This window comes from Streptomyces vastus, from assembly GCF_039532825.1.
In the GTDB taxonomy this organism is placed as follows: Bacteria; Actinomycetota; Actinomycetes; order Streptomycetales; family Streptomycetaceae; genus Streptomyces; species Streptomyces vastus.
In genome coordinates this window covers 309,274-328,686 of the sequence record NZ_BAAASJ010000022.1, presented here as the reverse complement: position 1 = coordinate 328,686, position 19,413 = coordinate 309,274, and the positions used below count along the sequence as shown (strand labels likewise).

At 70.7% G+C, this 19,413-nt stretch carries 17 protein-coding genes and 1 pseudogene; 8 read left to right on the top strand and 10 right to left on the bottom strand.

Features of this window, described 5'->3' with window-relative positions:
* Positions 1–95: 95 nt before the first annotated feature.
* Positions 96–509 carry a roadblock/LC7 domain-containing protein gene (locus tag ABD357_RS11225; protein ID WP_344389424.1) on the bottom strand — a complete coding sequence of 138 codons (414 nt, stop codon included), beginning with the start codon at positions 507–509 and terminating at the stop codon, positions 96–98.
* 95 nt (positions 510–604) lie between these two features.
* Between ABD357_RS11225 and ABD357_RS11220 the strand changes: the two genes are divergently transcribed.
* Positions 605–1,033 (top strand): PPOX class F420-dependent oxidoreductase, encoded by a 429-nt coding sequence (locus tag ABD357_RS11220; protein ID WP_344389423.1) that lies wholly within the window; start codon positions 605–607, stop codon positions 1,031–1,033.
* 13 nt (positions 1,034–1,046) lie between these two features.
* Here ABD357_RS11220 and ABD357_RS11215 read toward each other — a convergent pair whose 3' ends face one another.
* Genes ABD357_RS11215 through ABD357_RS11195 form a run of 5 tightly spaced genes read right to left on the bottom strand, consistent with a single transcriptional unit; the run spans position 1,047 to position 5,961 of the window.
* Entirely contained in the window at positions 1,047–1,652 is a 606-nt protein-coding gene (locus tag ABD357_RS11215; RefSeq protein ID WP_344389421.1) for a GTP-binding protein, read from the bottom strand.
* Between the two features lie 54 nt (positions 1,653–1,706).
* Positions 1,707–2,120: a DUF742 domain-containing protein gene (locus ABD357_RS11210; RefSeq protein ID WP_344389419.1), complete on the bottom strand. Its 414-nt coding sequence runs from the start codon at positions 2,118–2,120 to the stop codon at positions 1,707–1,709.
* A gap of 16 nt (positions 2,121–2,136) precedes the next feature.
* Positions 2,137–2,574 (bottom strand): roadblock/LC7 domain-containing protein, encoded by a 438-nt coding sequence (locus ABD357_RS11205; RefSeq protein WP_344389417.1) that lies wholly within the window; start codon positions 2,572–2,574, stop codon positions 2,137–2,139.
* A complete protein-coding gene (locus ABD357_RS11200) occupies positions 2,571–5,132 on the bottom strand; it encodes a sensor histidine kinase (protein WP_344389415.1) in 2,562 nt (853 codons plus the stop codon). The genes ABD357_RS11205 and ABD357_RS11200 overlap by 4 nt, the downstream gene beginning before the upstream one ends.
* A 55-nt stretch (positions 5,133–5,187) precedes the next feature.
* Positions 5,188–5,961, bottom strand: coding sequence for an MHYT domain-containing protein (locus ABD357_RS11195; RefSeq protein WP_344389414.1), 774 nt, complete (start codon positions 5,959–5,961; stop codon positions 5,188–5,190).
* Between the two features lie 153 nt (positions 5,962–6,114).
* Between ABD357_RS11195 and ABD357_RS11190 the strand changes: the two genes are divergently transcribed.
* From ABD357_RS11190 to ABD357_RS11180, 3 genes are all read left to right on the top strand, one after another.
* Positions 6,115–6,714 (top strand): class I SAM-dependent methyltransferase, encoded by a 600-nt coding sequence (locus tag ABD357_RS11190; protein WP_344389413.1) that lies wholly within the window; start codon positions 6,115–6,117, stop codon positions 6,712–6,714.
* A gap of 165 nt (positions 6,715–6,879) precedes the next feature.
* Positions 6,880–7,173, top strand: a complete 294-nt coding sequence (locus ABD357_RS11185) for a hypothetical protein (protein ID WP_344389449.1) — start codon at positions 6,880–6,882, stop codon at positions 7,171–7,173.
* A 191-nt stretch (positions 7,174–7,364) separates the two neighbouring features.
* Positions 7,365–8,225: a hypothetical protein gene (locus ABD357_RS11180; RefSeq protein ID WP_344389411.1), complete on the top strand. Its 861-nt coding sequence runs from the start codon at positions 7,365–7,367 to the stop codon at positions 8,223–8,225.
* A 121-nt stretch (positions 8,226–8,346) separates the two neighbouring features.
* Here ABD357_RS11180 and ABD357_RS11175 read toward each other — a convergent pair whose 3' ends face one another.
* Together ABD357_RS11175 and ABD357_RS11170 are read right to left on the bottom strand one after the other, a co-directional pair.
* Positions 8,347–8,529 (bottom strand): hypothetical protein, encoded by a 183-nt coding sequence (locus tag ABD357_RS11175; RefSeq protein WP_344389410.1) that lies wholly within the window; start codon positions 8,527–8,529, stop codon positions 8,347–8,349.
* A gap of 106 nt (positions 8,530–8,635) precedes the next feature.
* Positions 8,636–9,679, bottom strand: a complete 1,044-nt coding sequence (locus ABD357_RS11170; protein ID WP_344389408.1) for an acyl-CoA desaturase — start codon at positions 9,677–9,679, stop codon at positions 8,636–8,638.
* Positions 9,680–9,924: 245 nt separating this feature from the next.
* Here ABD357_RS11170 and ABD357_RS11165 point away from each other — a divergent pair.
* From ABD357_RS11165 to ABD357_RS11155, 3 genes and pseudogenes are all read left to right on the top strand, one after another.
* Positions 9,925–12,789, top strand: a pseudogene (locus ABD357_RS11165) (DEAD/DEAH box helicase).
* Positions 12,786–14,063: an SWIM zinc finger family protein gene (locus ABD357_RS11160; RefSeq protein WP_344389406.1), complete on the top strand. Its 1,278-nt coding sequence runs from the start codon at positions 12,786–12,788 to the stop codon at positions 14,061–14,063. The pseudogene ABD357_RS11165 and the gene ABD357_RS11160 overlap by 4 nt, the downstream one beginning before the upstream one ends.
* A gap of 119 nt (positions 14,064–14,182) precedes the next feature.
* Entirely contained in the window at positions 14,183–15,529 is a 1,347-nt protein-coding gene (locus tag ABD357_RS11155) for an esterase-like activity of phytase family protein (RefSeq protein ID WP_344389405.1), read from the top strand.
* Positions 15,530–15,596: 67 nt separating this feature from the next.
* Here ABD357_RS11155 and ABD357_RS11150 read toward each other — a convergent pair whose 3' ends face one another.
* Positions 15,597–16,469 (bottom strand): hypothetical protein, encoded by an 873-nt coding sequence (locus ABD357_RS11150; RefSeq protein WP_344389403.1) that lies wholly within the window; start codon positions 16,467–16,469, stop codon positions 15,597–15,599.
* 123 nt (positions 16,470–16,592) lie between these two features.
* Positions 16,593–17,759 (bottom strand): xylose isomerase, encoded by a 1,167-nt coding sequence (gene xylA, locus ABD357_RS11145; RefSeq protein ID WP_344389402.1) that lies wholly within the window; start codon positions 17,757–17,759, stop codon positions 16,593–16,595.
* A 166-nt stretch (positions 17,760–17,925) separates the two neighbouring features.
* Here xylA and xylB point away from each other — a divergent pair, with 166 nt between their 5' ends.
* The gene (gene xylB, locus ABD357_RS11140; protein ID WP_344389401.1) at positions 17,926–19,371 is read left to right on the top strand and encodes a xylulokinase; all 1,446 of its coding nucleotides are present in this window, start codon (positions 17,926–17,928) and stop codon (positions 19,369–19,371) included.
* Positions 19,372–19,413 lie beyond the last annotated feature (42 nt).

Here is a 19,413-nt window from a genome sequence, read left to right as displayed (position 1 = left end):
CTGACCGGCAGCTCCGGACACCCGGCGACCCCACGGCCACCGGGCACCCAGCCCAGCCCTGCCCACGCCCACCCTGACCTGCATCTATTTACGCGTCAGAGGTCTATCACGGGTGCGTGTTCCGGCTGTCGCGCATCGATGTCGAGGTGTTCACCGACGCGGTTGACGAGAAGCGTCATCTCGTAGGCGACCTGGCCGATGTCCGCTTCCGCCGCGCTGAGCACGCACAGGCAGCTGCCCGTGCCCGCCGCCGTGACGAACAGAACCGCGTCATCGAACTCGATCATCGTCTGCCGGACTTGGCCTGCGCCGAAGTGCCGACCCGAGCCCTTGGCCAGACTGTGCAGCCCCGAGGAGACGGCGGCGAGGTGTTCGGCGTCCTCGCGCCTGAGTCCCGTACTGGCCGCCGTGACCAGCCCGTCGTTGGACAGCACCAGCGCATGTCGTACGTGTTCGACGCGCTCGGTCAGGTCGTCCAGCAGCCAGCCGAGTCCCTGGTTCGGCTCCATGATTCCGTCTCCCCGTGTTGTGAGTCACCTCTGGCCTGAGGATCTGACGAGCCAGCCTTCCCCACAGCCGCCGTACGGGCAAGCAGGATGGGTGCATGGCAAAGAACATGACCGATGAGGAATGGCGGGCGTTCGTCTCGGACGGCACCCGCACCGGCAAGCTGTCGACTGTTCGAGCGGACGGAAGTCCGCATGTGGCACCGATCTGGTTCGTGCTCGACGGGGACGACCTTGTCTTCAACACCGGGAAGGACAGCGTCAAGGGGCGGAACCTTGCCAGGGACGGCCGGGTCGCCCTGTGCGTGGACGACGACCGGCCCCCGTACGCCTTCGTGGTCCTGCGGGGGCGCGCCCGGATCTCGGAGGATCTACACGAGGTCCGGGTATGGGCCGGGCGGATAGGGGCGCGCTACATGGGTGAGGACCGGGCCGAGGAGTTCGCCGCCCGCAACGGCGTGCCGGGCGAACTCCTCGTGCGGGTGAGCATCGAGAAGGTCCTCGCGCAGGCCGCTGTCTCGGACTGAGCGAGCCGCAGCGTCAGCCGACGGAGTCGAGCAGCCGGGCGGTGTGCATCCGCCCGGCGTACTCGACGAGACGTATCAGCACCTCCTTCCCCGAGTCGCGGTCACGGGCGTCGCAGAGCACCACGGGTGTGCCCCGGTCGAGGTCGAGGGCGCGTGACACCTCGTGGGCGCCGTAAGTACGCGCATCCGCGAAGCAGTTGACGGCCACGACGAACGGGATGCGCCGGTGCTCGAAGTAGTCGACCGCGGGGAAGCAGTCCCCGAGCCGCCGGGTGTCCGCGAGGACGACGGCACCGAGGGCGCCCTGCGACAGTTCGTCCCACAGGAACCAGAACCGGTCCTGTCCCGGTGTGCCGAACAGATAGAGCGACAGACCGGACCTGATGGTGATGCGGCCGAAGTCCATGGCGACGGTAGTCGTGACCTTCTTGTCCACACCGTCGGTGTCGTCGACCGACTGGCCCACCTCACTGAGCAGTTCCTCGGTGCGCAGCGGCCTGATCTCGCTGACGGCTCCTACGAGCGTGGTCTTGCCCACGCCGAATCCGCCGGCGACCAGGATCTTCAAGGCCAGTGGGGCTGTCTCGCCGTTCGGGGCGTCGGACTGCTCGGAGACCATCGATCACTTCTCTCGGGAGTGCCGGCCACGGCCGGTGTGGGTTGGGGTCCGTCATCACAGCGCTCTCAGTCCTTCGATGACCTCGCGCAGGATGCGCTCGTCGGGCAGTTGAGCGGGTGGCACCGGGCGGCTGACGGTGACGCTGCCCAGCTCCAGCAGGTCTCCGAGGAGCACCCGGACCACGCCGACGGGCAGGTCGGCGCCCGCGGCCAGTTCGGCGACGGACTGGGTCTCCGCCCGGCAGAGGTCGATGAGAGCCAGGTGTTCCGGGCCGAGCGAGGTGTCGTCGCCGACGTCCGGGGCGCCCGTGTCCAGCGTGACGAGCGCGATCAGGTCGAAGCGCACCCCTGTGACTCCGGGTTTGGTGCGCCCGCCTGTCATCGCGTACGGGCGGACGAGCGGCCCGGCCTCGTCGTCGTACCACTGGCTGCCCGGCTGCTCAGAGAGGCCGGCTCTGTCCTCGCTCATGTCAGTCGCCCTTCGCTCACCCGGACGCGGCCGGTCCCGCGGCGACCCGCGGCGCCGTGGACAGGTGCTCGCCCACCCGCTTGACCAGGAGCGCCATCTCGTAGGCGACCAGCCCGATGTCGGCCGTCACGGCGCTGAGGACGGTGAGACAGGAACCGTCGCCTGCGGCGGCCACAAACAGGAAGCCGTCGTCCATCTCCACCATGGTCTGGCGCACGCCGCCGACGCCGAAATGCCGGCCCGCACCCTTGGCCAGGCTGTTGAAGCCCGAGGCGACCGCGGCGAGGTGCTCGGCGTCCTCCCGCGTGAGGCCGCCGGACGCGCCCATCGCGAGCCCGTCGTTGGACAGCACCACGGCATGCCGTACCTCACCGACACGCGTCACCAAGTCGTCCAGCAGCCAGTCGAGTTCACCGGTCCGCTGAGTAGTCCCCATACCCTGGTCGTGGATCATGCGAGGTCTCCTTCACTGCCATCGCCGCCCGGTGCGGGGTCGGGATTTGCGCCGCGGCCGGGCGAGCGACCGCCGCCGCGGGCCCAGCCTGCGCGGTAGGCCGCCATACGGTCCCGTACCAGCTCAGGGGTGCGCTCCTCGTCGCCCTGAGGGTCCGCCGCTGCCGTGGGCTCGGCGGGGCGCTCCTCGCGCAGCTGCGGGGCGAGGCTCGCCTGTCGTACGCGCCGTGGAAGCCCGTCCGATTCCTGGGCGTCGTCGGCCGGGCGGTGCAGCCGCAGGGTCGTGACGCCGGGCGGTGGGGCGTCGTGCGGGCCGTTCCCGTCGGTCCCCGGCCGGTCTCCGGACGCCTGCATGGCCGCCTGCATGGGGGCCACCAGAGCGGGCCGTTCGCCCAGGGACTCTACGGAGTCGTGTTGCGGGGCGGCGGTGGGCACGCGCGCGTACTCGCGTGCCGCAGGCGGTCCGCTCTCCGCCCGGTGGGCACCGGAACGTTCCGCCGCGGTTGTCTGAAGCAGTGCGGTGGGCATCAGGACCACCGCGGTGGTGCCGCCGTAGGGCGAGGTCCGCAGGTGCACCTTGATGCCGTGCCGGGCGGCGAGCCTGCTCACAACGAAGAGCCCGAGCCGGTCGCTGTCGAACAGGTCGAGAGCCTCGGACTGCTCGATGCGGCGGTTCGCTTCGACGAGGGCCTCCTTGCCCATGCCGAGGCCCCGGTCCTCGATCTCCAGCGCGTAGCCGTTGCCGACCGGCTCGCCGGTGATGCGCACCTTGGTGTGGGGCGGCGAGAACTGGGCGGCGTTCTCGACGATTTCGGCAAGGAGGTGCGTGAGGTCGGCGACCGCGGCTCCGACGACCGACGTCTCCGGGAGGTGCCGCACCTCCACGCGCGCGTAGTCCTCCACTTCGGATACCGCGGCACGGACCACGTTCGAGAGCGACACCGGCATCCGCCAGGCCCGGCCGGGAGCGGCTCCGGAGAGGATGATCAGGCTCTCCGCATGCCGGCGCATACGCGTGGTCAGGTGGTCGAGCCGGAACAGGTCGCTCAGTTCGTCCGGGTCCTCGGACCGGCGCTCCATGCTGTCCAGCAGGTTCAGCTGGCGGTGCACGAGGACCTGGCTGCGGCGGGCGAGATTGACGAAGACTCCGGAGATGCCGCTCGCGAGCTCCGCGCGTTCGACCGCGGCGCGCAAGGCGGCGCGGTGCACGGTGCCCAGGGCCTCCGCGACCTGGCCTGCCTCGTCCTCCGCGGGCAGGCCGGGAGGAGCCTCGGCACGGACGTCGATCTCCTCTCCCGCCCGCAGTCTGCGCATGGCATGCGGGAGTTTGCGGCGGGCGATCTCCAGTGCGCTGTTGCGCAGGCTCACCAACTCGACGACGAGGCCGCGTCCGATGCGTACGGAGATGACGAGGGACGCCGCCACAGCGATGAGGCCGAGGAGGACCGCGGCACCAGCCGGTGAGAGCAGGCCACGCCGGAACGGGTCGGCGCGGTCCGCGACGCCGTGGCCCCCGCCTGCCTCGATCGTCCGCATGTCGTCCTGCACGCGCGCGTGCGCTGCTTTCCAGTTCTCCTCGGGCGCGGCCTGGACGGCCCTGCGGCCGTGTCGGCTCGCGAGCACCTTGTCCTCGGCAGCGCGCAGTTCGGCGTACGCGCTGCCCTCGGCGAGGGCACCCCACGCGACCTGCTCGGGCCCGCGCAGGTCCGGAACGGCGGATTCGGTGAGCAACCGGCGCGTCTCGACGGCACCGTTGAACAGTCGCAGCCGCTCCCCGTCGAGGACCCCGGTCAGCCGGGCGCCGGCGAGCACGGCGTCCTCCTGCGCCAGGGCCTCCCCCGCGCGGGCGAACTCGAGCACCACGCGCGCGTCGGAGCCGAGATCGGCGTCCTGGATGCCGGTGAGCGCGCCGCCGACCGAGAAGGCCGTCGAAATGGTCTGCGTGTACTGCGCGTACGTCTCCTTCCATCCCGTCCGCCGTTCGAGCACCGCGGTCCGCAGGGAACGCAGTTGCTCGGCCCGGGTTACGAAGGTTTCGAGGCGCTGTGCCACTCCGGAGGGCAGCTCTTGGCTGTCGGCGACGGTGTTGTGCTCCCCGAGCCGCAGCGTCGCCACGGCCCGGTCGGTGCGTGCCGCAAGCTGCTTGAGGGCGCTCTCCTTCTCGGCGGCGGGGTCGGTGGCACGGCGTACGGCGGCGGTGCGCTCGGCCTGGAGCGCGGCGACGGCGGCGGCCACCGGGGCACGCACCTGGGAGTCCACCCGCTGCAACTGCCGCAGCCGTGCGACGTCCTGGGCCGTGGTGACGGTGGCGTACGCCCACAGCGCGAGCAAGGAGATGACGGGCACCATCAGCAGGCAGACGATCTTCGCCCGTACGGTGCGGGGGCGCGGACTCCAGCGTCTCACGCGCGTGGGTATCTCACCCGGCGCGGCGCCGGCCTGCTCTTCCGGGGCGGAGCCTTCGTCGGCCGGTGGCCCGGCGTGCGCGCGGCGGCCCCGTGCGGGAGTCGGGGGCGGCGGCTGGGAGCCGCCTGCTGGGGTCCTACGGGGTGTACGCATGGCCTCCTCGCTCGGAGTGGTTCGGGGGCGCGCCTGCAGGTCGCGGTCCTCTGCGCTAGTGGGCAGCGCTCTCGACGGGTCGCTGGGCCGATGCGGAGGCCTCGCGTTCTCCGGCGGTCGGGGAGAGCGCGACGAACGCCGATGTCAGGAAGAGATAGGACCCGAGGCCGACGGCGAGGGGGAAGATGAACTGCATCGCCGTGGCCCCGGGCAGGGCCTCGCCCGAAGGAGAGACACGCACACTGACCGCGATCATCCCGGTGTAGTGCATGCTGCTCACCGCCACGCCCATGACGAGGGAGGCGACGGCGACCGCGACGGGTGACTTGATGTTCAGTGCCGCCCAGAGTGCCGCGGTCGCCGCGACCACGGCGATCACGACAGAGATCCCGACCAGTACCGGGTCGTAGTTCACGTCACCGTGCAGCCGCAGGGCGACCATGCCCAGGTAGTGCATGCTCGCCACGCCGATGCCGGTGGTGAGGCCGCCGAGGACCAGTGCCCTGCCTCGGTCACGGCCGTAGCCGACGGCGAAGACACCCGCGCCGACGACGACCATGGCGACGATCAGGCTGAGGATGGTCAGCGGTACGTCGTAGCGGATCTCGGTGCCGCTGACACTGAAGCCGAGCATCGCCACGAAGTGCATGGTCCAGATGCCCGTACCGATCGCGGAGGCCGCGGTGAGCAGCCAGTTGCGGCGCGACCGCCCCGAGGCGCCCAGCGCACGGACCGTGCAGCGCAGCCCCAGGGCAGCGCCTATGCAGGCCATCACGTACGACAGCGCGGGGGTCAGCCAGCCGAAGGTGGCGTGGTCCAGGTGTCCCATGGCTCCGGGACGCTAGCCCGGCCCAGAGCGCACAAAGGGGGCGCGTTTCGAAAGCTGTTGGAATATGACGCGAAGGTGTACCTGAACGATCGCGTCACGCTCGAACGTGTACACCGCCTCGCGGTTCAACGGCGGTGCGAGATCATGCGAAGCATGAGCGACGACCACGCACACGTGCAGGAGTTCTTCTCGGCCCGCGCGGCCGAGTGGGACGCCCGGTTTCCCGACGACGGTCCGGCGTACGCCGCGGCGGTCGCCGAACTGGGCCTGCGGGAGGGCGACCACGTACTGGACGCGGGCTGCGGCACTGGACGGGCCCTGCCGCCGCTGAGGGAGGCCGTGGGGCCCTCCGGAGTGGTTCTGGGTGCGGACCTGACTCCCGCGATGCTGGACGCCGCGGCGCGTGCGGGACGGGACGGTGCGGGAAGGCTGCTGCTGGCCGATGTGGCCGCGCTTCCCCTGCGCACGGCCTCGATCGACGCCGTCTTCGCGGCGGGCCTCGTCGCGCACCTGCCGAACCCTGCGGAGAATCTGCGGGAGTTGGCGCGCGTCGTACGGCCCGGCGGGAAGCTGGCTCTCTTCCATCCCATCGGCCGGGCGGCCCTCGCGGCCCGCCAGGGACGGCAGATCACAGCGTCCGACTTGCGTGCGGAGGCCAGCCTCGGCCCGCTCCTGTCCGGCTCCGGCTGGCGTATGACGTCGTACGTCGACGAGGACGCCCGGTTCCTCGCACTCGCTGTACGAGGCTCCTGAGGACGCTCCGGAGAGGCTGGGCAGGTAACCCCGGGTTGCGGTGCCGTGCCGGTTCACCGCACCGTCCCTCTTCTGGTGCCGGGACTTCAACTCTACGTTGAGTACCAGCAGGTGAGCGATCAGCGATGGCACTCACACAGGGGGAAGGTGGCCCGCATGACCGGCATGTCAGCCAGACTCCGCAAATTCCTTTCGCGCCCGGAAGCGGCGCGGTCTCAGGAGGACCGGCGTCCGGAGAAGCGCACTCACAACCTGTTCGAGGCGGCAGCGGCCTATGTGTCGGCGTGCGCCGACGATGACCAGGACCGGATCGACGAGGCCGCGGCCTGGGTGTCGCCGGAGGCGTTGTCGTTCGGAGTGAACGAGCTGGCGTGCAGGGCGGTCATCGCCCTCGCGCGGGAACGCGACGAGTCGCCCACGGCGGTGGCGCGGACGCTCCTCGGCCTGCCTGCCGTCTGACGCCGGCTGCCTGTACTGGTTGTACCGGAGGTGCCCAGGGCGTGGCGGACGGCCGATCCAAACCGTGACGAGCGGCCGTTCCGCCCCGTCCAGCCGGACACCTGCAGCTCCGCGCGCACCCGGGAGCCGTGACAACCGCCGAGCACTCGCACTAAGGTGCGCCGACGGACGTAGCAATTGGGGAGGCTGGGATGGCCGGGACGGATGAGACCACCGTCGCCGCCGTGGACGACGACGCGCTGTATGTGCTGACGGCGGTGCTCTTGACGCCCGCGCAGTTCCCCAGCGTGCTGGGGGACGACTACCCGGAGGCCTGCGCGGCGCTCGGACTGGCACCTCTCGCCGACGGATACGGCCTGGTGCTCGGGCAGGACGGGGACGGAGCGCGGTGGACGGTCGTCGTGGACGACGTGTCGCTGGTCGCCGTCGCCATCGCGTCGTGGGACTGCGGTATGGAGTACGACCTCTCGCCCGACGAGCGCTCGATGGTCGCGGCGCTGCCCGGGTGGCCGCTGGCCGTGGCCGTCGCGGCACCCCATGTGCCCGCCCCGCACGACCCCTCGCCCGAAATCGCCGAACAGGAACCGCTGTCCCCGCCGGACACCTCGGTCTGGGGTCCGGCCCAACGGCGCCTCGGGGCCGATGAGATAGCGCTCCAGTGGGCGGCCTGGCGGGAGCAGATCGACGACGAGGAGTTCGTGCGTCCGGGCGGCGAGCCTGCCGACGAGGCGGCAGCGCAGAGCGACGACGACACCGAGGTGGGCGGCGACGGCGGGAGCGAGCCGCGCAGCGGTGTCCGGCGGGTCCTCGCGGAGGTCCGCGCGTACGTGGACACGCCACCGCCCCTCGGTCGCGTGCGCTCGTCTTTCGCACCCGGTGGCGCCCGGACTCTGCGAGCCGACGGTCCGGGCTGGTCGATGGTGGCCAGGACCGACGACATCGCGTTCGTACTGCTCGACGAGAAGCCGGGAGAGATCCTGCCCGTGGGTCGCGGCCCGGAGCTGCCCGGCCTGCTGGCCGCACTGGACAAAATGGCCGTACGCCCGCTCTGACTCGTGCGCGCTCAGAGCCGGATTGGAGCGCCGCTCGCGAACCGTGCCGTCGGCAGGTCCGCGAGCGGCGGTGTGGTCAACTCCTGTGCACTGGAAGGGAACTGACCCGGCCGGTGAAGTCTCAGCGGCCGAGTTCCTTGCGCGTGACGCGGCGCAGCCTGCGCCGCTGTGAGGGGTCCAGCGTCAGATACGCTGCCGCCGGCACCCCCACCATGATCAGAAAGGCGGCCCACCAGGGCAGCCAGATCAACAGGATGAGCCCGGCCGCCACGCCTCCCGCGGCGATCTTCGCGTTCTTCGACATCTTGTGTCGCCTCCTTCGCGGCCACTGCCGCTCTCTGTCCTGAGAACGGGTCCATGCCCTTCGCGGTTCCAGGACGCGACCCTGATACGACCCTGAGTCGCGACCCCTACTCGCCCCTGAGGGGCTCCCCGACCTCGTACATGTGGCGCAGGGCCTCACGGTAGGAGTCCACGATGCCCGTTTCCACGTAGGGGATACCCAACTCTCGGCAGTGGGCGCGCACCAGGGGCCGGGCCAGCCTCAGGTGGGGGCGCGGCATGCTCGGGAACAGGTGATGCTCGATCTGGTAGTTGAGGCCGCCGAGGAACCAGTCGGTCAGAGCGCCGCCACGAATGTTACGGGAGGTGAGCACCTGGCGGCGAAGATGGCCCCAGCGCTCGCCTTCGGGGTCGGGCATTTCCATGCCCTTGTGGTTCGGCGCGAAGGCCAGGCCCAGATGGAGGCCGAAGAGTGCCTGGTGGAGTGCGGCGAAGGCGAGGGCCTGACCGATCGGCATGGAGATGAGCAGCAGCGTCGCGTAGGCGGCGACATGGACCATCAGCAGCAAGCCCTCCACCGTGCGCTCGCGCGGAGTCTGCCGACGCAGGTCCCTGAAGCCGTGGATCTTGAGAGCGACGCCTTCGAGGAGGGTGAGCGGGAAGAAGAGCCAGGCCTGGTTGCGGGTGAGGCAGCGACGGAAGCCGGCCCGGCTGCTCGCCTGTTCGCTGGTGAAGACCAGGACGTCGGCGGCGACGTCGGGGTCCTTGTCGATGTGGTTGGGGTTGGCATGGTGGCGGTTGTGCTTCTCGTTCCACCACGAGTAGCTCATGCCCAGCAGGAGGTTGCCGTGGACGAGTCCGATCAGGCGGCTCATGGACCGGTTGGCGGTGATCTGGGAGTGGCCCGCGTCGTGACCTATGAAGGCCGTCCGGGCGGACAGGAGGGCGAGTATTGGGGCCAGGAGAAGCACCCACCAGGAGTGGCCGATCAGGACGATGCCGACTGCGGCAGCGGCCAGGGCCAGTGCGTTGACGGTGATGCGCAGCGCGTACCAGCCGTGCCTCCGGCCGAGGAGACCCTGGCCCTTGACGGTGCGCAGGAGCGGCGTGAACTCGCTTCCGATGGTAGCTCCGGGAGGGTGTTCCGCGACGGCTGCGGCGGTCTGGGGCATGGTGGTCTCCGGTCTCTCCGGGAACGGGCTGGCCTGAAGAAACGTACGGATCAGTGACCTTGGGCGACCATGGCGGCACCACCCGTGTTCGCCCTGGGGAACCCACCCGCCTTCAGGTGGACCTGACGACACCCCCCGGGAAAGTGACCCACGACACACCCTTGCCCTCTCACCAAGCGCCCTCGGTGCTGTATCCTCGGCAATCTTGCCTTCCAGTAGTCAAATTTGAGGAATAAGTTATTCCTGTGCAGAGGAATCCCGCGGCGACTCCCTCCGAGATCTCCGAACTGGCCCACTGCTGCGCCGTGTTCGTGCCCGCCGAACCGGCCCGCACCGGCAGTGTCGCCTTCTGGCACCCCGACGGCGACAGTCCTCCTGTCGTTGGATCAGGCTCCGACGAGGAGCTGACCGTCGTCCTGCCCGGCGAGGCGGGCGTCGAGCTGGTCACCGTGCCGGCCCTGCTGCTGCCGGTACGAACCGCGCTGCCGGTCCTCACGCGCGCGCGTGCCGCCGCATACGCGCACAGGGCAGCCGCGTTCTGGGGCGCGGCGGCCGTGCTCGCGCTTCAACTGGCAGCGCGTGGCCTGCTCTTGCCCGGCCTGAGCACCGCAGACCATGACGCTTGGCGTGTCGGTCCGCTGCGGGCGGAGGACGTGGAACGGATCCGCGAACTTGCCGCCGCGATGCCGCCGCACGCGCATGCGGTGCCGGTCGACGAGACCGAACCGCTGCGTCTGCCCGACCCGGAACGGCTGGTGCGTGTCTTCCTGGACGCGGTCGCCGACGCCCTCCCCCGGTCCGCTGCCGCGCCGCTCGCAACGGGTGGCGCGGCCTTCGCGGCGCCCGCACCGCAGCACATCCCCGAGCAGCGCGCCTGGGCCGCCGATGTCGCCGCGGGACACGACGCGGGCGTACGGATCTCGCTGCGCATCGAGGTTCCGGGCCTGGAGTCGGCCGTGGCGGAGGAGCCACGGCTGCCCTTCCGTGCGGTGCTCCAGCTGCACAGTGTGAGCGACCCGGCTCTGATCGCGGACGCCGCCGAAGTGTGGGTCCAAACGGGCGCGTCGGGTCCGGCCTTCGGTCCGCGCGCGCGTCTGGACTCCCTGCTCGCCCTGCGCCGGGCCGCACGGGCCTGGGCTCCGCTCACGCCCCTGTTGTCGGCGGCCGTGCCCGACGCGATCGAACTCGCCGACGAGGAGGTCACCGAACTGCTCGGCGAAGGTGCGCGGACGCTCGCGGCTGCCGGGGTCGAGGTGCACTGGCCCAAGGAGCTGGCCCGCAAGCTGACGGCCCGCGCGGTCATCGGACCGCCGGATGACGAGCAAGGCCCGGGGCGGCTGTCGTCGGACGTGCCGTCGTTCCTGTCGGCCGACGCGCTGCTGGCCTTCAACTAGTCGTTCGCGCTGGATGATCAGCAGCTGACGCGGCAGGAGCTGGACCGGCTCGCCGAGGCGAACCGGCCCATGGTGCGGCTGCGCGACCAGTGGGTGCTCGTCGACCCGCAGGAGGTGCACCGCGCCCGTGCGCAGCAGGACCACAAGGTCACACCCATCGACGCGCTGAGCGCCGCTCTCACGGGCTCCACGGAGGTCGACGGCCGCCCGGTCGACGTCCGGCCCACGGGGTGGCTGGCGACGCTGCGGGAGCGGCTCGCGGACCCGGAGGGGCAGGAGCCGGTAGGCCAGCCCGCAGCGCTCGCCGCAACCCTGCGGGACTACCAGCTGCGGGGCCTCAACTGGCTTGCCCGGATGACCTCGTTGGGGCTGGGCGGCTGCCTGGCCGACGACATGGGCCTGGGCAAGACGATCACACTGATCGCCCTGCATCTGCACCGGCAGAGCGACGAGTCGGCAGCGGGTTCCACTCTCGTCGTCTGTCCGACGTCCCTGATGGGCAACTGGCAGCGCGAGATCGAGAAGTTCGCTCCGGGCACCCCTGTGCGCCGTTTTCACGGGCCGCGACGGAGCCTGGAGGACCTGGCCGACGGAGAGTTCGTCCTCACGACGTACGGCACGATGCGGCTCGACGCCGAGCAGCTGGCCGGGGCGTCGTGGGGCATGGTCGTCGCGGACGAGGCGCAGCACGTGAAGAACCCGTACTCGGACACGGCACGCCGGCTGCGGACGATCGACGCACGCGCGCGCGTGGCGCTCACCGGGACTCCGGTGGAGAACAACCTCTCCGAGCTGTGGGCGATTCTCGACTGGACGACTCCGGGGCTGCTCGGCAGGCTCGGCACGTTCCGCACCCGGTACGCGCAGGCCGTCGAGGGCGGGCAGGATCCCGGCGCGGCGGACCGGCTCGCCCAGCTCGTACGGCCGTTCCTGCTGCGCCGCCGCAAGTCGGACCCGGGCATCGCACCCGAGCTGCCGCCGAAGACCGAGACCGACCGTGCCGTGTCGCTCACCAAGGAGCAGGCAGGCCTGTACGAGGCGGTGGTCCGCGAGACTCTGGCGGAGATTTCGAGTGCCGACAGCATGGCTCGGCGCGGCCTGATCGTGAAGCTGCTGACCGGGTTGAAGCAGGTCTGCAATCACCCGGCGCAGTTCCTCAAGGAGGACAGTCCGAAGATCGCGGGTCGCTCCGGAAAGCTGGAACTGCTGGACGAACTGCTCGACACCATCCTCTCCGAGGGAGCGGCCGTTCTGGTGTTCACCCAGTACGTGCGGATGGCGCGGCTCATCGAACGCCACTTGGCAGCGCGTGGGGTGCCCTCTCAGTTCCTGCACGGTGGCACGCCCGTCGCCGAGCGGGAAGCCATGGTGCATCGCTTCCAGGAGGGCGAAGTGCCGGTCTTCTTGTTGTCGTTGAAGGCCGCGGGCACGGGCCTGAACCTGACGCGGGCCGAGCATGTCGTGCACTACGACCGCTGGTGGAACCCGGCCGTCGAGGCACAGGCGACCGACCGCGCGTACCGCATCGGTCAGACCCAGCCCGTGCAGGTGCACCGGCTGATCGCCGAGGGGACGATCGAGGACCGCATCGCGGACATGCTGGCGCGCAAGCAGGAGCTGGCGGACTCGGTGCTCGGCGCCGGGGAGGCGGCGCTCACCGAACTGACCGACACCGAGCTGGCCGACCTGGTGGAGCTGCGAGGAGGCGCCCGATGAGCGATCCGTACGAAGACAGCCCGGAACGCACCTTCGACGCGCTGCCGCCCGCGCGCGGACGGGGCTTCGCACAGACGTGGTGGGGGCAGGCCTGGCTGAAGGCACTGGAGGACGCGGCACTGGACTCGGAGCAGGTGAAGACGGGCCGCAGGCTCGCGCGCGCGGGAGCCGTGGGAGCCGTGTCGGTGCGTCCCGGACGCATCACCGCGGTGGTCCAGGGCCGCGACCGTACTCCGCATCGCGCCGATGTCCTGCTTCAGCAACTGTCCGAGGACCAGTGGGACCGTTTCCTGGACATGGCCGTCGAGCGGGCCGGGCATATCGCGGCGCTGCTCGACCGTGAGATGCCGCCGCATCTGGTCGAGGACGCGGAGACCGCAGGCGTCGAACTCCTGCCGGGGCTGGGCGATCTGGAGCCCGAGTGCGACTGCGGTGCCTGGGACCACTGTGGCCACACGGCAGCGCTGTGCTACCAGATGGCACGGCTGCTGGACCAGGACCCGTTCGTGCTGCTGTTGATGCGCGGCCGGGCAGAGCGTGAGCTGCTGGACGAGTTGCAGGTGCGCAGCGTCCCACGGGCCGAAGTGGCCCCCGTGCGGGATGAGCCGTACGAGGGCGTGGACGCCGCTGAGGCGTATGCGGCGGCGGACATCCTGCCCCCGCTGCCTGCCGCGCCTGTGCTGCCCGGAGAGCCGGGACAGCCGCCCTCGCTGGACACGGAGGCAGGGCCCGCAGCCGACGTCGATCCGACCGCGCTGGCGTTCTTGGCGACGCAGACGGCTCGCGAGGCCCACCGGCTGCTCGCAGAGGCGCTCCGGTCCGATCACGAAGCGCATCCCGTGGAGGCGGAGTTGACGGCCGCGCAGGATGCGGTGCGGCTGGCCCTGGGCGCCGCCGAATCCCCGGAGTTCCCGGTCACCGCTCGGCTCGGCGAAGGGTCGGGCCGCGACCGTGAGGGGCTGGAGCTCGGCATCCGTGCCTGGGAGTACGGGGGCGTGGCGGCGCTCGACGTGCTCGAGGCGGAGTGGACGGTGGAGGCGGAAACGCTCGCACGCGCGCGTGCCGCCCTTGAGTCGGCCTGGGAGGAGGACGAGCGGCCTCGACTGCGGGCGTCCCGCAATCGCTGGACCGTCGTCGATGGGCAGGCGCAACTGCGACTGGGGCGCGACGGCCGCTGGTGGCCTTATCGCAAGGAACGGGGACGATGGGCTCCCGTGGGCCCGGCCGCACAGGATCCGGCGACGGCCCTCGCTCTGGCGGAAGGCCGCGAATGATCCCAACACCGCCCAGTGGATGAGTGGTTGACGCTCGGCGTTCACCTGTCGGCCGTACGGCGTTCGATGCGGGGGCGGAATCTGGCCGCTGTCCACGCACCTGTGCCTCAGCAGGCCCGATGTCCCCGCACGCCGTCGGTCGGCGCCACGTACACCGCTCCGTCGCCTTGGGCGTGCCACTGGCCCTGCTGGCCACCCTCGTGGCGGCCGGCACGGCTGTCGGCACCCCCTCTGGGGACGCGCGGGTCACGCGCACGGCGACGCTCGGCGACATCCCGCTCGGCGCGTTCAGCAACGCGTCGCTGCCGGGCAGCGTGGAGAACGACTGCGGTGTGGACCTCGGTGGCATCGGCAGCGATATCTACCCGACGGGCAGCAACGGCGAGTTCTGGACGGTCACCGATCGGGGCCCCAACGGCCAGATCACGGTGGCCGGCAAGAAGCGCCGTACGTTCCCCGTGCCCGGCTTCGACCCGGCCATCGTGAAGATCTGCGTGTCCGGGGACACCGTGAAGGTGCTGGACGCGATCCCGATCACCACTTCCTCCGGGAAGCCTGTCACAGGTCTGTCCAACCAGAAGGGGCGCGACGAGGCGCCGTACTCGTACGACGCGAAGACGCCGCTCTCGTACAACCCGAACGGTGTGGACACCGAGGGCATCGTGCGCGCGAAGGACGGCAGCTTCTGGCTCGTGGACGAGTACGGGCCCTCGCTGATCAATGTCTCCGCGCGCGGGAAGGTCCTCACCCGCTACGTGCCGAAGGGGCTGAATCTGACCGGCACGGACTACCCGGTCGTCGAGGCACTGCCCTCGATCCTGCTGCACCGGAAGGCCAACCGGGGCTTCGAAGGGCTCGCCCAACTCCCGGGCGGGGACCTGGTGATGGCCGTGCAGAGCCCGCTGTCCGTACCGGACAAGGACTCGGGTGAGGCATCACTCACGACGCGCCTGCTGCGCTTCTCACCGAAGAAGCGGGCCGTCACCGCCGAGTACGCGTACCGCTTCTACCCGGTGAACGTGGTCGACCCGGGCGAGGACGACACATCCGAGCTGAAGATCTCCTCCTTGGTCGCCGTCGGCCGTGACCGGCTGCTCGTCGAGGAGCGCACCGACAAGGCCGCCAGGTTGCAGGTCGTGAAGCTGAGCCGGGGCGCGGACATCCTCGCTGACAAGTGGGACGACGACACCACATCCCCGTCCCTGGAGCAGCTCGACGATCCCGCCGCCTCCGGTGTTCCGGTGCTGCGCAAGCGCCTCGTCGTCGACCTCGGCAAGGTCGAGGGGGTGCCAGGGAAGATCGAGGGCGTCGCGCGCGTGGATCACGACACGCTCGCCCTGATCAACGACAACGACTTCGGGATGACGGACGGCGAGGGCGCGTTCGACGACCAGGGACGCCTGGTGGACAGTGGAGTCGAGACGACAGTGACGTACCTGCGGCTGCCGCGCGGAAGCGGAATCTGAACGCCCGGCTCGCGTTTTCATCCGGTTACGCGCGCGTAGCCGACGTTCATGCTCTAGCGCGCGTGGCTCACGTCAGCGGCTTGGTGAGTTTGCGGTTCCCGCCAGGGTCCGCGGCCAGGCTGCACGCGACGTTGTCGATGCCGAGCTTGAAGCCGGTGGAGTCCGGATACTGCACCAGGGTGCCGCGCACAGTCCCGGCCGGCTGCTTGACCGCCTTGGCCTGCAGGGGCTTCTCGCACAGGTCCGTTGCCGCCTTCTTGAGGGCGGCATCGGTCGAGTAATTGCCTGTCAGCTCGGTCACCTTGACGACTTCGGCGTCATGCGCGGTACGGCACGACCGCTTCGCGGCCTGGCCGGGTTTGCTGTTGTCGACGTTGAAGCAGTCACCGGCCTTCAGCATGTAGTACGGCACTTCGTTGCCCGCGGGCGTCGGGAGCAGTGACTCCAGGTCGGTGGGCAGGCCGCTGGGCAGGTCGGTCGGCAGATCGGGCACTCCGGAGGGCAGGGAGGGCAGTTCGCTGGGCAGTTCCGACGGGATGCTCAGCGATGGCGTGGGCGTACTCCCTGTGGTGTCGCTGCTCTCCGCAGGTGACTGCTTGCCCGGCGAGCCGTCGTCGCTGGTGGCCACCAGCACCACCGCGGCGACGGCCCCGATCGCCACGATCACGGCGAGAACGATGAAGAGCGTGTTGCGGCGCCTTCCCGGACGGCCGGGCGGGCCAGGGGGCGGCGGTTGCTGCCAGTCCCCTCCGCCCTGCCATGGCGGGCCACCGCCGCCGGGCGGCGGCCCGTAACCCCCAGGAGGCGTGCCGTAGCCCCCGGAAGGCGTGCCGTAACCCTCGGGAGGCGGACCGAAGCCTTCGGGCAGCGGGCCGAAGCCGCCGTTGCCTGGAGGCGGCGTGTCGTCCGGCGGCTGGGGCGGTAAGGGCGGCATGGCCATACCGACAAGAGTCGCCTCGAACCGGTCACCATGCGAGCCCTGCGCGGAACTTGATACGGACTCATGGCATGGATGGCACGATTCCGCAGAATTCCGCGCAGGGGTCACATCAGCGGAGGCGGATCAGCCCCGCGCGCCCAGCAAATGGTCCATGGCCAGCTGGTCCAGGCGCTCGAACGCCATCCCGCGCGAGGCAGCGGCCTCCACGTCGAACTCCTCGAAGGCCGCGCGGTCGGCGAGCAGCGCCTGAATGCCGTCCGCGGCGGTGGGCTGTGCCAGTTCGTCCAGGCGTGAGGCGCGCAGAGCCTCCTGGACCTCCGGGTCGGCACGGAAGGCGGCCGAACGCTCCTTCAGGATGAGGTAGTTGCGCATGCAGCCCGCGGCCGATGCCCACACGCCGTCGAGGTCCTCGGTGCGCGGGGGCTTGAAGTCGAAGTGCCTCGGTCCCGCGTAACCGGCGCTCTCCAGGAGGTCCACCAGCCAGAACGCCGCCCGCAGATCGCCTGCTCCGAAGCGGAGGTCCTGGTCGTACTTGATGCCGGACTGGCCGTTGAGGTCGATGTGGAAGAGCTTGTCCGCCCACAGGGCCTGGGCGATGCCGTGCGGGAAGTTCAGCCCGGCCATCTGCTCGTGACCCACTTCGGGGTTGACGCCGTACATCTCCGGCCGCTCCAGGCGCTCGATGAACGCCAGGGCGTGGCCGACCGTCGGCAGCAGGATGTCGCCGCGGGGCTCGTTCGGCTTGGGCTCGATCGCGAAGCGCAGATCGTATCCCTGGGAGATCACGTACTCGCCGAGGAGATCGAAGGCCTCCTTCATGCGGTCGAGTGCGAGGCGTACGTCCTTCGCGCCACCGGACTCGGCGCCCTCCCGGCCGCCCCAGGCGACGTAGGTCTTGGCGCCCAGCTCGACCGCGAGGTCGATGTTGCGGATCGTCTTGCGCAGTGCGTAGCGGCGCACGTCACGGTCGTTGGCGGTGAACGCGCCGTCCTTGAAGACGGGGTGCGTGAACAGGTTCGTGGTGGCCATCGGCACGGTCATACCGGTCGTGTCGAGCGCCTGACGGAAGCGCTTGATGTGCGACTCGCGCTCGGTGTCCGAGGACCCGAAGGGGATCAGGTCGTCGTCGTGGAAGGTCACTCCGTGAGCACCCAGTTCCGACAGGCGCTGCACCGTCTCGACCGGGTCAAGGGCACGCCGGGTGGCATCGCCGAACGGGTCCCTTCCCTGCCAGCCGACGGTCCACAGGCCGAAGGTGAACCTGTCCTCGGGGGTGGGCTGGTAGTTCATGCCGCGGCTCCTAGCTCGCTCCGACTATTTCGTCATGGCGCTTAACAAATTAGTATGCGGAGGCATCTCTGGGAAGAGACCAGGTGTGAAAGCCGGACTGTGTCGGTCCGGGCGCCCGGAAGCAGGCCGTATCCCGCGGAGCCGCGGAAAAGAGGGAGAGAGCCCGATGTCAGCAGCCGAGGGTCCGCTCGTCGTCGGCGTGGACACGTCCACCCAGTCCACCAAAGCGCTGGTCGTGGACGCGGCCACCGGAGAGGTGGTGGCGAGCGGACAGGCGCCGCACACCGTCTCCTCCGGAGCGGGCCGGGAGAGTGATCCAGGGCAGTGGTGGGAGGCGCTGTGCGAGGCGCTGCACCAGTGCGGCGACGCGGCGCACGAGGCCGCGGCGGTGTCCGTGGGCGGCCAGCAGCACGGGCTCGTCACGCTGGACGCCCGGGGCGTTCCGGTGCGTCCTGCTCTGTTGTGGAACGATGTGCGGTCGGCCCCGCAGGCCCGGCGCCTGGTGGAAGAACTGGGCGGCCCGAAGGCCTGGGCCGAGCGCACGGGCAGCGTGCCGGGCCCTTCCTTCACGATCACGAAGTGGGCGTGGCTCGCCGAGAACGAGCCCGAGTCGCTCCGCGCGACCGCGGCCGTGCGGCTGCCCCACGACTACCTCACCGAGCGCCTCACTGGTCTGGGGACGACCGATCGGGGCGATGCGTCCGGTACGGGCTGGTGGGCGTCCGGGACCGAGGCGTACGACGAGGAGATCCTCCGCCACGTAGGCCTCGATCCGGCGATGCTGCCCCGGGTGGTCCGGCCCGGCGAGGTGGTCGGAACCGTACGCGACAGCGGTGACCTGCCCTTCTCCAAGGGCACGCTGGTTGCTCCGGGCACCGGGGACAATGCCGCCGCTGCGCTCGGGCTCGGGCTGCGGCCGGGCACCGCGGTGCTCAGCCTCGGCACGTCCGGCACGGTGTACGCGGTCTCGACGCGCCGCCCGACCGATCCGACCGGGACCGTGGCGGGCTTCGCCGACGCGCGCGGCGACTGGCTGCCGCTGGCCTGCACCCTCAACTGCACGCTCGCCGTGGACCGCGTCGCCACTCTGCTGGGCATCGATCGCGAGGCCGTCGAGCCGGGCACGAGCGTGACCCTGCTCCCCTACCTGGACGGCGAACGGACCCCCGACCTGCCACACGCCTCGGGGCTGCTGCACGGACTGCGCCACGACACGACGCCCGGTCAGCTGCTGCAGGCCGCGTACGACGGAGCGGTCCACTCGCTGCTCGGCGCCCTCGACCTGGTGCTCGACGCGGACGCTGACCGCTCGGCTCCCATCCTGCTCATCGGCGGGGGCGCGCGCGGAACAGCATGGCAGCAGACCGTACGCCGTCTGTCGGGGCGCCCCGTTCAAGTGCCCGAGGCCAAGGAGCTGGTCGCGCTCGGGGCCGCCGCACAGGCCGCGGGCGTACTGACCGGCGAGGACCCGGCGGCGGTGGCCCGACGCTGGGACACCGCGCGCGGACCGGTGCTCGAGGCGGTGGAGCGGGACGAGGCGGCACTGGCGCGCATCGCCGGGGTACTCTCCGACGCGGCCCCGCTGCTGGAACGCCGACCGGATCAGCGCTGACGAGACCCACCTCCGCGGGCGTCGGCCCGCACTGACCAGGAC